Here is a 12549-nt window from a genome sequence, read left to right as displayed (position 1 = left end):
GCGCCGCCCCGGCGTAGCGTGGCGGGACGACTAGCGGGGAAGGAATCAACCATGGGTCAGTTCATGGACGTCCACACCAACATGCCGGGGGTCACGGCGGAGGCACTGCTCGAGGCGCATCGAGCCGACCTCGCCATCCAGGACGAGGAGGCGGTGGACTTCAAGCAAGCCTGGGCCGACCCTGAGTCCGGTCACGTCTTCTGTCTCTCCGAGGGTCCGAGCAAGGAAGCCATCCAGCGCATCCACGAGCGTGCCGGACATCCCTACGACGAGATCCACGAGATCACGGTCACGGCCTGACCTCGCCGGGCGGAGCGGACCGCTGCGGTCCGCTCCGATCGGTTGCCCTCCCTCGTCCGCAGGATCGCCGCCGGCGATCCAATAACGACATGCCCGGGTGTCCGAAATGCGGGTTGCCCGCATGCGGCGAGGGCGGCAGTCCTACCATGGAAGAACGTCCGCAGGAGGAGCGCGACGCGCAAGAAACAGCAGATGAACAGGTGGCGGAAACACGTAGTGACGCAGACACAGTCGAGCAGCAAGTCGATCAAGCGCCTCGATCGAGTCGTGATCCGGTTTGCGGGTGACTCGGGCGACGGCATGCAGCTCACGGGAGACCGCTTCACGTCGGAGACCGCCGCGCTGGGCAACGACCTGTCCACCCTGCCCAACTTCCCGGCCGAGATCCGCGCGCCCCAGGGCACGCTTCCCGGCGTCTCCAGCTTCCAGCTGCACTTCGCCGACCACGACGTGCTCACCCCCGGCGACGCCCCCGACGTGCTGGTCGCCATGAACCCCGCCGCGCTCAGGGCCAACCTGCGCGACCTGCCCCGCGGCGCGACGATCATCGCCAACACCGACGAGTTCTCCAAGCGCAACCTCGCCAAGGTGGGCTACGCCGCCAACCCGCTCGAGGACGGCAGCCTCGAGTCCTGGCACGTGCACCCGGTGGCGCTGACCTCGATCACCGTCGAGGCGCTCGCGGCGTTCGAGACCCTGTCCCGCAAGGACAAGGAGCGCGCCAAGAACATGTTCGCGCTCGGGCTGCTCTCGTGGATGTACCACCGGCCGACCACCRGAACGGAGTCGTTCCTGGAGAAGAAGTTCGGCTCCAAGCCCGACATCCTGGCCGCCAACCTCACCGCGCTCAAGGCCGGCCTGAACTACGGCGAGACCACCGAGGACTTCGCGGTGTCCTACGAGATCGCGCCCGCGAAGATGGCTCCCGGCACCTACCGCAACATCACCGGCAACGCCGCGCTCGCGCTCGGCCTGGTCACCGCCGCACACCGCGCCGGCATCCCGCTGGTGCTCGGGTCCTACCCCATCACTCCCGCCTCCGACATCCTGCACACCCTGTCGGGACTCAAGCGCTACGGCGTCACCACCTTGCAGGCCGAGGACGAGATCGCGGGCATCGGTGCCGCCCTCGGTGCCTCGTTCGGCGGTGCCATCGGGGTCACCACGACGTCGGGACCCGGTGTCGCCCTCAAGTCCGAGACCATCGGCCTGGGTGTCTCGCTCGAGCTCCCCCTCGTCATCGTGGACGTGCAGCGCGGCGGGCCCTCGACGGGGCTGCCGACCAAGACCGAGCAGTCCGACCTGCTGCAGGCGATGTTCGGCCGCAACGGCGAGTCGCCGGTGCCGATCATCGCCCCGAAGTCGCCGGCCGACTGCTTCGACGCCGCCCTCGAGGCGGTGCGCATCGCGACGGCCTACCGCACGCCGGTCTTCCTGCTGTCCGACGGCTACCTCGCCAACGGCTCCGAGCCCTGGTCAGTCCCGTCGGTCGCCGAGCTCCCCGACCTGACCGTCGAGTTCGCCACGGAGCCCAACGACACCGATGAGTCGGGCCAGCCGGTCTTCCACCCGTTCCTGCGCGACGAGGTGACCCTCGCCCGCCCCTGGGCGGTCCCCGGCACCCCGGGCCTCGAGCACCGCATCGGGGGCATCGAGAAGGCCAACATCACCGGCAACATCTCCTACGACCCCGACAACCACGACCTGATGACCCGCCTGCGGGCGGCCAAGGTCGAACGCATCGCCGACACGATCGGCGACCTCGAGGTCGACGACCCGAGCGGCGACGCGCGGGTGCTCGTCCTCGGCTGGGGTTCGACCTACGGCCCGATCGCGGCTGCTGCCCGCAGCGTCCGCAACGCCGGCACCGACGTCGCGACGGCCCACCTGCGGCACCTCAACCCCTTCCCGGCCAACACCGGCGAGGTGCTGCGGCGCTACGACAAGGTGCTCGTCCCCGAGATGAACATGGGCCAGCTCGCCCTGCTGCTGCGCGCGAAGTTCCTCGTCGACGTGCACTCGTTCACCCAGGTGCGCGGCCTGCCGTTCACCACCGTCGAGCTCGCCGACGCCATCGTGTCGCTCGCCTCCGGCGACACCATGGCTTCTCACAGCAGCGCCCCCGACGCGGTGGCTGCCAAGGGAGGACACGCATGACCACCGAACTCGGTATGCCGTCCATCGGCGTCCGCAGCGGAACCGCAGGCGTGCCCCGCCTCGCCGACGACGCCCCCAAGCAGACGAAGAAGGAGTTCACCTCCGACCAGGAGGTGCGCTGGTGCCCCGGCTGCGGCGACTACGCGATCCTCGCCGCCGTCCAGGGCTTCCTGCCCGAGCTCGGCCTCAAGCGCGAGAACACCGTCTTCGTCTCCGGCATCGGCTGCTCGTCACGGTTCCCCTACTACCTCGACACCTACGGCCTGCACTCGATCCACGGCCGCGCCCCGGCCATCGCCACCGGGCTCGCCACGAGCCGCCCCGACCTGTCGGTGTGGGTCGTCACCGGCGACGGCGACGCCCTGTCGATCGGTGGCAACCACCTCATCCACGCGCTGCGCCGCAACGTCAACCTCACGATCCTGTTGTTCAACAACCAGATCTACGGACTGACCAAGGGCCAGTACTCACCCACCTCCGAGGTCGGCAAGATCACCAAGTCCACCCCGATGGGTTCGGTCGACCACCCGTTCAACCCCGTCTCCCTGGCCCTCGGCGCCGAGGCCAGCTTCGTCGCACGGACGACCGACACCGACCGCAAGCACCTCACCGAGATCCTGCGCGCCGCGGCCGAGCACCGCGGCACGTCGCTGGTCGAGATCTACCAGAACTGCCCGATCTTCAACGACGGCGCGTTCGACCTGATCAAGGACCGCTCCGAGCAGGAGGCCCGCATCGTCCACCTCGTCGACGGCCAGCCCGTCGGCGTCGGGCCCGAGACCGACCGCCAGGTCCTCGTGCGCGGCGAGGCAGGGTCGATGGAGTTCGTCCCCGAGGCGCAGGCGCAGGGCCGTGACGTCGTGGTCCACGACGCCGGTGCCGCCGACCCCACGCAGGCGTTCGCCCTGTCCCGGCTCGACTCCCCTCAGATGACGCACGTGCCGATGGGCATCTTCCGCAGCGTCACCCGGCCGACCTACGACGACCTCGTCCGGGCCCAGGTGGACGCCGCGATCGACACCGCAGGCCGCCGGCCCACCGACGCGGACATCGACGAGCTCATCCACGGTCGAGACACCTGGACCGTGGCATGACCCGCTCCGCGACCACGGCCTGAGGTGCCACGGGACGACGAACGGCGCGGCGCGGCATACGGGCTGCTCGCCTATGCCATCTGGGGGATCTTCCCCCTCTACTTCGCGGCGCTGAAACCCGCCGGCGCGTGGGAGATCCTGTCGCACCGCATCCTCTGGACCCTGCTGCTCTGCGTCCTGGTCTTGGTCGTGCGCCGCGACCTGGGCTGGATCCGGCAGCTGTGGCAGCGGCCTCGACTCGGCCTCGGGGTCACCGCGGCCGCGCTGCTCATCGCGGTGAACTGGGTGATCTACGTGGCAGCGGTGCTCGGCGGCAGGACGACCGAAGCCGCGCTGGGCTACTTCCTCAACCCCATCGTCACCGTCGCCCTGGGCGTCGTCGTCCTGCGCGAACGGCTGCGGACCCTGCAGTGGGTGGCCGTCGCCATCGGAGCACTCGCCGGCATCTACCTGAGCATTGCCGCGGGCTCCGTGCCGCTCGTCGCCATCAGCCTCGCGATGTCGTTCGGGCTGTACGGACTGGTGAAGAAGAAGGTCGGCGCATCGCTGGAGGCCATGCACTCGCTCGCCGCCGAGACGGCCGTGCTTGCCCCGGTCGCCGTGGTGATGCTCACGGTGCTCACTGCCCGAGGAGACACCACCTTCACGACCGACGGCGGCTGGCACACCACGTTGCTCGTCGCGGCCGGCGTCGCGACGGCCACGCCGCTGCTGCTCTTCGCCGCCGCCGCCCGGCGGGTCCCGCTGGTGACGATCGGGCTGCTGCAGTTCATCACGCCGGTGCTCCAGCTGCTCTGCGGCGTACTGCTCCTCGACGAGCACATGTCAGGCACCCGGTGGATCGGCTTCGGCATCGTGTGGATTGCGTTGGCAGTGTTGAGTTTTGACTCGCTCCGCAACCTGCCGCGACGCGGTCGCCCGGAGGTCGACGCAGTTCTGCCCTGAGCTCTCTCCTCCCTCCGCCCCCCTGACACCTCCCGGGGCGACTGGATCGACCTCGCGACCCCGAAGCCTTCAGTCGGCGAAGACGTCCGCGAAGCCACCTGACCAGGCCGCTGCCCGCGCGTAGACGGGAACCACGTCGATCGGCACTGCCCGCTGGACGACCTGTCCGCCGCGGACCGCCTCACCGGTCCACACGTCGACCCAGTCGCCCTCGGGGAGGTAGGTCGCCCAGGTCTCCTGCCCCGGCTCGGTGACGGGGTTGACCAGCAGGTCGGCCCCGAGCATCCACTGGCGCGGGTGCTGCCACACCTGGGCGTCGTCAGGGTGGTCGAAGAATAGCGCACGCATCAGGGGCCGGTCCGTCGCGACCGTCACCGCGGCCTGCGCTGCGAGGTAGGACACCAGGCGTTCCCGGAGCTGGGCGAACCTGCGGAAGACCGGCACGACGCGGTCGTCCCCGGACTGGTCGGCGACGTGCCAGGGAGTGCGGTCGCGCAGCGGGAGCTGGTGGTGGTTGAACTCGGAGTGATACTGCATGATCGGCATGAACGTCGAGGCGCCCGCTGCCCGCAGGTAGAGCTCGGCGTCGGGCACGGGTCCGGAGAAGCCGGCGAGGTCCCAGCCCCAGTAGACGATCCCGCACGATGCGGCCGTGAGACCGGCCGTGACCGAGTTCCCGAAGGCCTCCCACGTCGAGTCCTCGTCCCCGGCCCAGAACACACCGTGCGCCTGCGAACCCGTGAATCCGCTGCGGGAGAACGTCACTGGCGCCTTGCCGTGCTTGCGCAGGAGGTCGCCGAACGCCTTCGCGTAGTGCACCGGGTAGAGGTTGTTCCCCTCGTCGCCCCGGCGTCCGTCGGCGTACTCCAGGTCGTGGCCCCAGGCGTGTTCGCCGCCGTCGGTCTTGAACCCGTCGATCCCCAGCCCCTCCACGAGGTAGTCCCGCTTCGCGGTCCACCACTCACGGGTGCGCCGGGTGGACAGGTCCGGCATCAGCGACTGGGGGAACCACCAGCCACGGTTGAGGTATGCCGTGCCGTCGGCTTCGCGGACCGCGTGCCCGCCGCCGACCATCGCCGATCCCTCGGCCAGCACCTGCTCGTGCAGTCCGTCCTCGGACCGTGCCGTCTTGAGCAGGGGGATCTGCCAGAACAGCACCTTGATGTCGCGGTCGTGGAGCTCGTCCACCATGGCCTTGGGATCCGACCACGCACCGCCCTCTGGGTAGGTGAAATCCGTTGCGGCGAAAGGCGTTCCATCAGAGCGGACGTCGTAGGTCGCATCGCGGGGGATCATGATGCCCTCCTCGTCGCTCCAGGCCTCGATCACCACGGCGCCGACGGGGATGTCGAGCTCGCGGTGGGTGTCCATCCGCGCCAGCACCAGGTCCTGGGTGTTCCACTCGTTGCCGGAGGCCCAGAGCCGGAAGACCCAGTCGGGGAGCTCCTCGGCGCGCCCCGCCTCGTCCAGGAAGGCCGAGAGCACCTCGGTCGGGGAGCCGTCGTAGGTCCCCAGGTCGACCTGGGCCACGCGGCCGCCTCCCACCTCCACCTCGACGCGCAGCTGGTCCGGCGCGCTCGACCCGATGTCGTACCAGGAGCGACGCGTCGTGCGGACGTGGAAGCCCCACCCGACGCCATCCGCCCCGACCACGTGCGCGAAGGGCATCGGCAGGTAGGTGCGCCCGTGGGCGCCCTGGGACTTGTACTGCTCGAAGACGACCGCGTCGAGACGACGGCCCTGATGGTCGAGGTGGTCGAACCGCTCGCCGAACCCGACGACGTGGTCTCCGGGTGCCAGCGACAGGGCGAACCTGGCCCGATGCACTCCAGTCCTCGTGACCAGCCACTCGACCGAGTCGGCCACCAGCCGCTGGTCGCCGCCCGAGAAGGTCGCCTCGAGCCCGTCCGGAAGTGTGCGGGCCCAGTGGGCCGGCCGGACCTCGAACCAGTCGGTGGTGATGACGGTGGCACCAGGGTCGGCGGTGGCACCAGGGTCGGCGGTGGCGCCAGGGTCGGCGGTGGCACCAGGGTCGGCGGTGGCACCAGGGTCGGCGGCGTCACCGTGGACCGCCGTGAAGCGGTAGGTGTAGCCCGCGTCGTCGTCGACCGGCGGGCTCTGCACGGCCCAGCCACCGTCGCCTCCCAGCGACGCGGCCTGGGCTTCGGCCAGGTGTCCCTCGCCGCCGGCCAGGGCCGCGGCCGAGGCTGCGTCAGCAGTGCGCGGGGACAGCGGCAGCCTCAGGACGTGACCGGTCGCATCCCGCCACTCACAGGTCACACTGACGATGCCGGGGTCGGCCACGACTCCCAGGAGCACGCTCTGGCCGGTCTCGGGCAGCACGGGGATGCGCTGGTCGAGCGATGTCGCGTAGGGGTGCTCGATCCCGTGGGGGCGGTGGGTGAGCAGGGGGCCGGACGTGGTCACGGGTGGAGCCCTTCGAGGAGGCCGAGCTCGTCGGCGAGGATGAGGTACATGCCGTGCGACCACAGCAGCGGGGTGGCGACCGGGCCCCAGCGGTCGAGCCACTCCTGGCGGGACCCGGGGTGTCGCAGGTCGTCGGGGACCTGCTCCGGGAAGTCGCCCTCCGCGGTCGCGTGGTCGGCGATCCACCGCAGGTGACGCCAGGCGCCGTCGAGGTCTCCCGCGGCGGCCTTGTTCCACCCGAGCAGGGCACTGAGCAGCAGCCACTGCCCACCGCCGTAGAACACGTCGGCACGGAAGCGGTGGACGCCTCCGTCGACGTCGAGATCGGCCGCGACAGTGGCCAGGGTCGCGACCGCAATCGGGTCGTCGACCGCGACGACCCCGAACGGCACGATGCAGGCCGGCAGCGACCCGTCGACCGCGGCCGAGCCGAACCACTTCGCCAGGTGGCCGTCGACGACGCCCTCGCCCAGGATGAGGGCCCGTGCCTGCGCGGCCGTGGCACGCGCCGCCAGGGCGCGGTCGGCGTCGAGGACACCCGCGTCAGCGATCGCGACGAGGCCGCCATGGATGGCTCCCAAGGTGGAGGTGTGTCGGTGCTCGACGTGCTCCTCCCACCAGTCGTAGCAGGGGAGGTCCCAGAACGCAGTGGTGAAGTCGAGGGCGACCTCGATGCCGGCCAGCCACCGCCGCAGGTCGCGACCGTGACGCTGCGCGTGCGTGACCACGGACCAGAGCCACATCCCGTAGCCGTCGGTCTGGAAGTCCCACCAGGGGTCCGACCCGTCCGTGCCGGCGAACGTGAACCGCGTGGGCAGCATCCGGTCCAGGGGGACAGCGGTGCCGGTGGCCTTGAGCGCGAGCAGGTCGTCCACCTGGCTGCGACGGCCGGCGAGGACGCGGCATACCCAGTCGTGGAACCGGTCGGCGGAGGCGACGTCGCCGTAGCGCGAGATCCCCTCTGCCGTAAAGGATCCATCGCGCAACCAGGCGTAACCGCGGTAGGCCGAGAAGGTCGGCGACGCCGGGTAGGCGCCGCCCTCGTCCTGGTGCGCGGTGACGACGGCGTGGCTGTGGCGGGCCAGGTCCTGCAGGCGGGTGCGCTCACCGGGCGTCGGCAGCGCGGTGGCGTCGTGGAGAAGAGTCATGGGTCTCTCGCGGTCGAGGTGCTGCCGGGGCCTCGAGGGGGTCGAGGCCCCGGCAGCGACGGACGGGCTACTTGAGCAGCGCGTCGACGGCCTTCTGCGCGTCGGCCAGCGCGGCAGACACGTCCTTGCGTCCTGCGGCGGCGGCCGTGAGCTCCTTGTTGACCGCGTCCTGCATCTCCTGCTGCCGCTCGATGACGGGCGGGAGCGCGGTGGCCTCGAGCGAGTCGAAGACCGCCTTGCGGTTCGCCGGCTTGCCGGCGTCGAGGTAGCTCGACAGCTTGGCCTGGTCCGCGACCGGCGGCAGCTCCCAGCTCGTGGCCAGACGCGCGGAGACCATGTCGTCGGACGACGTCAGGAAGGTCACCCACTTCTGGGCCGCGGCCTGGTTCTTGCTCTTGGCGGAGACGACCGCACCGTTGGTGAACATCGCGGAGGCCTTGGTCGTGTTGCCCGGCTCGACCGCGATGTCCCAGGCGAACTTGGCATCTGCCATGCCGGAGAACATCCAGATCCCCGAGTGCCACATCGCCAGCTTGCCGTCCTTGAACAGCTTCGAGTCGAAGTCGGGCGTGCCTGCACCCTGGGCCTCGGTCGGCATCGTGGTCCCCGACTTCGAGACGAGGAAGGTCGCCGCCTGCTTGCCCGCGTCGGAGTTGAAGGTCGCGGACTTCTTGTCAGCAGAGAGGAACTCGCCACCGGACTGCGCCAGCGCCTTGTAGAACTCGAAGAAGGACACGGGCTGGTAGTCGCCCCAGACGCCCTTCGCCTTGTTGGTCAGCTTCTTCGCCGCAGCCTGCTCGTCAGCCCAGGTCCACGACGACGTGGGCTCGGCGACCCCGGCTGCCTTGAAGAGGTCCTTGTTGTAGAACAGCACGACGTTGGAGAAGGACTCCGGCAGGCCGTACTGCTTGCCGTCCGCGCTGAACGCGTCGAGCAGGGACTTCTTGTAGGCCGCGCCCTGGACACCCTTGAGCTCGGCGAGCGAGCCGTTGGAGGAGTAGGTCACGAAGTTCTCGTAGTTGAGCTCGAAGGCGTCGCCGGCCGTCCCTCCCGCCACGGCGGTCTGCAGCTTGGTGAAGTAGGCGTCGTAGGGAGTGGTCTCGATCTGCACCGTGATGGTGGGGTTGGCCTTCTCGAAGGCTGCCTTGATGGCGTCGAGGTCCTTCTCGTGGCCGCCGTTGGCCGAGAAGTTCATGTATCGGATGGTGGTCTTCCCACCGGACGCCGCCGCGTCGACCGACTTGGTGGCCGAGCCCTGCGCGCAGGCGCCGAGCGCCAACGCCAGTCCGGCAGCGATGACAGGCGCGACGCTGCGCCTGGCGATGTTCCTCATGGTGTTCCTTTCGGGCCTGCCGCGTTCCGGTTGGCGCGCGGTCGGGACTGCTTGGGGGTGCGGGTGACTACTTGATGCCGGTGTGCGCGACGCCGGCGATGATGTGCCGTTGGGCCAGGAGGTAGACCACGGCGATGGGGAGGATGGAGAAGACCGAGCCAGCCATGACGACGTCCCACTGCGTCGTGAACTGGCCCTGCAGGGTCGCCAGGCCGAGCGGCAGGGTCATGAACTCGGGAGAGCGGATGACGACCAGCGGCCACAGGAAGCTGTTCCAGCTGCCCATGAAGGCGAACACCGCGACCGTCGCCAGGGCGGGTCGGATGAGCGGCAGGATGATCGTGACGAAGATGCGCAGGTGTCCGGCACCGTCGATGGTGGCTGCCTCGTCGAGCTCGCGCGGCACCGACTCCACCGCCTGCCGCAGCAGGAAGACACCGAACGCCGAGGCGATCGACGGCGCGAGCAGCGCCATGTAGGTGTCCTGCAGGTTGAGCGACTTCATCTCGATGAACAGCGGCACCACCAGGACCTGCATCGGCACCATCAGTGTGGCGAGGTACAGCGCGAAGACGACGCCCTTGCCGCGGAACTTCAGCCGCGCGAAGCCGTAGGCAGCCATCGACCCCGTCACGAGCTGCAGCAGCGTCGACACCACCGCGACCCACAGGGAGTTCGCGACGATCCGCCACATCGGCAGGGCGTCCAACAGCGTTCGGTATGCCGCCAGCGTCGGGTTCTCGACGAACAGCTTCGGTCCGCCCGCGAGACTTCCCTCCGGCGTGATCGAGGTGACGACGGTCCACAGGAACGGGAAGAGCATGACGACCGCGCCGGCCAGCACCGCGGCATACCTAAGGACGGTCCAGGCCGACAGCGGTCGGCGCGGTCGCGACGGTGGGGTGAGCTGGGTGGCAGGCGGGGCCAACGGCGTCAGCGTGTCAGGCATAGTTCACCCACCGGCGCTGGCCGCGGATCTGAACCACGGTGATGAGCAGGATGACCGCGAACAGGATCCACGAGAGCGCGCTCGCCTCGCCGGCCCGGCCGTAGCGGAAGGTGAGGTCGTACACCTGGCCCACGACGACCTGGCTGGACCCGGACGGGCCGCCGCCGGTCATGACGTAGACCTGGTCGAAGACCTGGAAACCGTTGATCAGCGAGATGACCACGACGAAGAAGGTGGACGGGGACAGCAGGGGCAGGGTGATCCGCCAGAAGCGCTGCCAGGAGCTGGCGCCGTCCGCCCACGCCGCCTCCAGGACGTCCTGGGGGATCGCCTGCAACCCGGCCAGCATGATGACCATGACGAAGCCCAGGTCCTTCCACGCCGACGAGAGGATGACCGCCGGCAGTGCCCAGTTGGGGTCGGTCCACCACCCCGGCTGCGGCGCGCCGACGGCCCCGAGCAGCGTGTTGACCAGGCCGTTGGTGGGGTTGAGCAGCCACTTCCAGACCAGCGCCACGACCACCCAGCTCGTCACGACCGGCAGGAAGTAGGCGGCCCGGAAGAACGACCGCCCGGCCAGCTTCTGGTTGAGCGCCAGGGCCAGCGCCAAGCCGCCGGTGAACACCAGCGGCAGGTAGCCGGCGCAGTAGATCAGGGTGTGCAGGAAGACGCTCCGCGTGCCGGGGTCGGTCAGCAGGCTGCGGTAGTTGTCGAGGCCCACCCAGCGCATCGGGGAGATGAGGTTCCACTCGTGCAGGCTGACCCAGATCGAGGAGGCCATCGGGGTCGCGGTGAACAGGACGAGCGGGATCGCGCTGGGCGCCAGGAAGAACACCACCCAGCCCAGGTTGCGCCAACGGGACCGGCCGGTCACGAGGCACCGCCCACGGCAGCCGTCTGCATGCGCTCGCGCACCAGCTCGCCCTGCGACCCGGCGGTCTCGGCATCGAACGGTGCTGCGAGGACGAGCGATGCGGCCCCGACCGCCCACTGGTCCTCGGTCCAGGACTCGACGGCACAACGGATTCCGCGACGGGTCGGCATCAGGCAGGCACGGAACGAGTCCTCGAACCCGTCCTCCCAGAACTCCCACTCCGTCATGCCCTCGCCCATGAGGAGGACCAGCTCGGGATCGAGGACGTTCACGACGCCGGCAAGCGCACTGCCGAGCATCCGACCCGCCTCGCGGTAGACGGCCAGGGCGCCTGTGTTGCCACCGCGCACCTCCCGGACGAGGTCCCTGATGGTGCCGCCGGCGTCGATCACGCCGCGGTCCCTGGCGGCCGCGACCAGCCCGGACTCGCCGATGTGCGCCTCGAGGCAGCCGGTGTTACCGCAACCGCACAGCGGGCCGTCGACGGTCATGGGGATGTGGCCCATCTCCCCGGCTCCACCGTGGGCCCCTCGGCTGACGGAGCCCTGCTGGACGATGCCGAGCCCGACCCCGAAGCCGATCGTCACCACGAGGTAGGACTCGTGCGACCGGCCGATGCCGTAGACGCTCTCCGCGGCCGCGAGCGTGTTGACGTCGTTGTCCACGAGGACGGGCACGCCCAGTGCCTCACGCAGACGAGGGCCCACCGGCGCCCGGTCCCATCCCAGCGTGGGGGCGTCGACGATTCCTGACGCCTGGGAGTCGACAGCGCCGGGCAAGCCGACCCCGACCCCGAGCAGCCGGCCCTCGTGCTGCGCCACGGCCTCGCGCAGGATGTCCGCCAGGGCGTCCAGCGCGGCCGGTCGGGCCGCGTCGAAGGGCACGGCCCTGGACGAACGCACCGTGCCGTCGAGGTCGATGGACACCAGCGCGACGTGGTTCGGGGTGACCTTGGCGCCGATGGCACCACCGGCACTGCGCACCAGGCCCAGGAGCGTGGCCGGACGACCACCCTGGCTCGGGACAGACTCGAGCTCGGTGACCAGCTCGCGGGCGAGGAGCTCCTTGATCGTCTGGGTGACCGTCGCCGGGCTGACCCCCAGGACGCGGGCGATGTCGGCCCGGGACGACGGACCACGGGTGCCGAGAAGGCCGAGGACGGCGGCACGCACGAGGTTGCCGCGCGTGGCAACAGGTCCGTTCGGAGACATCGTCGGCTCACCCTTTGTTTGATACTAAATTTAGGGTGAACCTAAGTCGGGATCGCGCTCCTGTCAACCCCTTCGTCGAAAACGGGGTCGGGGCGAGCCTCGGGGCGGGGG

10 protein-coding genes are annotated in these 12549 nt (G+C 69.9%); 4 read left to right on the top strand and 6 right to left on the bottom strand.

The window, feature by feature from the left end; translation table 11 throughout:
• Nucleotides 1–51: 51 nt before the first annotated feature.
• From AC1DVZ_RS09470 to rarD, 4 genes are all read left to right on the top strand, one after another.
• On the top strand, nt 52–300 hold the full coding sequence (locus AC1DVZ_RS09470) for an SCO4226 family nickel-binding protein (RefSeq protein WP_477617936.1): 249 nt from the start codon (nt 52–54) through the stop codon (nt 298–300).
• A 216-nt stretch (nt 301–516) separates the two neighbouring features.
• A complete protein-coding gene (locus tag AC1DVZ_RS09465) occupies nt 517–2457 on the top strand; it encodes a 2-oxoacid:acceptor oxidoreductase subunit alpha (RefSeq protein WP_477617935.1) in 1941 nt (646 codons plus the stop codon).
• Nucleotides 2454–3551, top strand: a complete 1098-nt coding sequence (locus tag AC1DVZ_RS09460; protein WP_477617934.1) for a 2-oxoacid:ferredoxin oxidoreductase subunit beta — start codon at nt 2454–2456, stop codon at nt 3549–3551. Before AC1DVZ_RS09465 ends, AC1DVZ_RS09460 begins: the two co-directional genes overlap by 4 nt.
• A gap of 24 nt (nt 3552–3575) precedes the next feature.
• Nucleotides 3576–4496 carry an EamA family transporter RarD gene (gene rarD / locus AC1DVZ_RS09455; protein WP_477617933.1) on the top strand — a complete coding sequence of 307 codons (921 nt, stop codon included), beginning with the start codon at nt 3576–3578 and terminating at the stop codon, nt 4494–4496.
• Between the two features lie 69 nt (nt 4497–4565).
• Here rarD and AC1DVZ_RS09450 read toward each other — a convergent pair whose 3' ends face one another.
• The 6 genes from AC1DVZ_RS09450 to AC1DVZ_RS09425 all read right to left on the bottom strand — a co-directional run bounded on the left by AC1DVZ_RS09450 (nt 4566) and on the right by AC1DVZ_RS09425 (nt 12438).
• Entirely contained in the window at nt 4566–6923 is a 2358-nt protein-coding gene (locus AC1DVZ_RS09450; protein ID WP_477617932.1) for a glycoside hydrolase family 31 protein, read from the bottom strand.
• Entirely contained in the window at nt 6920–8071 is a 1152-nt protein-coding gene (locus AC1DVZ_RS09445; protein WP_477617931.1) for a glycoside hydrolase family 15 protein, read from the bottom strand. Before AC1DVZ_RS09445 ends, AC1DVZ_RS09450 begins: the two co-directional genes overlap by 4 nt.
• Nucleotides 8072–8138: 67 nt before the next feature.
• The gene (locus tag AC1DVZ_RS09440) at nt 8139–9404 is read right to left on the bottom strand and encodes an ABC transporter substrate-binding protein (protein ID WP_477617930.1); all 1266 of its coding nucleotides are present in this window, start codon (nt 9402–9404) and stop codon (nt 8139–8141) included.
• Nucleotides 9405–9471: 67 nt separating this feature from the next.
• Complete coding sequence (locus AC1DVZ_RS09435; RefSeq protein WP_477617929.1) at nt 9472–10353, bottom strand: carbohydrate ABC transporter permease; 882 nt, start codon at nt 10351–10353, stop codon at nt 9472–9474.
• A complete protein-coding gene (locus tag AC1DVZ_RS09430; RefSeq protein WP_477617928.1) occupies nt 10346–11227 on the bottom strand; it encodes a carbohydrate ABC transporter permease in 882 nt (293 codons plus the stop codon). Before AC1DVZ_RS09430 ends, AC1DVZ_RS09435 begins: the two co-directional genes overlap by 8 nt.
• Entirely contained in the window at nt 11224–12438 is a 1215-nt protein-coding gene (locus tag AC1DVZ_RS09425) for an ROK family protein (protein WP_477617927.1), read from the bottom strand. The genes AC1DVZ_RS09430 and AC1DVZ_RS09425 overlap by 4 nt, the downstream gene beginning before the upstream one ends.
• Nucleotides 12439–12549 lie beyond the last annotated feature (111 nt).

The sequence above is a fragment of the Pedococcus sp. P2_E5 genome (genome assembly GCF_056403895.1).
This window is presented reverse-complemented; position numbering and strand designations above follow the sequence as displayed.

Coding starts and splice junctions, on each gene's coding strand:
- AC1DVZ_RS09470 (WP_477617936.1), top strand. CDS start 52: ATGGGTCAGTTCATGGACGTCCACACCAACATGCCGGGGGTCACGGCG.
- AC1DVZ_RS09460 (WP_477617934.1), top strand. CDS start 2,454: ATGACCACCGAACTCGGTATGCCGTCCATCGGCGTCCGCAGCGGAACC.
- AC1DVZ_RS09445 (WP_477617931.1), bottom strand. CDS start 8,071: ATGACTCTTCTCCACGACGCCACCGCGCTGCCGACGCCCGGTGAGCGC.
- AC1DVZ_RS09440 (WP_477617930.1), bottom strand. CDS start 9,404: ATGAGGAACATCGCCAGGCGCAGCGTCGCGCCTGTCATCGCTGCCGGA.
- AC1DVZ_RS09435 (WP_477617929.1), bottom strand. CDS start 10,353: ATGCCTGACACGCTGACGCCGTTGGCCCCGCCTGCCACCCAGCTCACC.
- AC1DVZ_RS09425 (WP_477617927.1), bottom strand. CDS start 12,438: ATGTCTCCGAACGGACCTGTTGCCACGCGCGGCAACCTCGTGCGTGCC.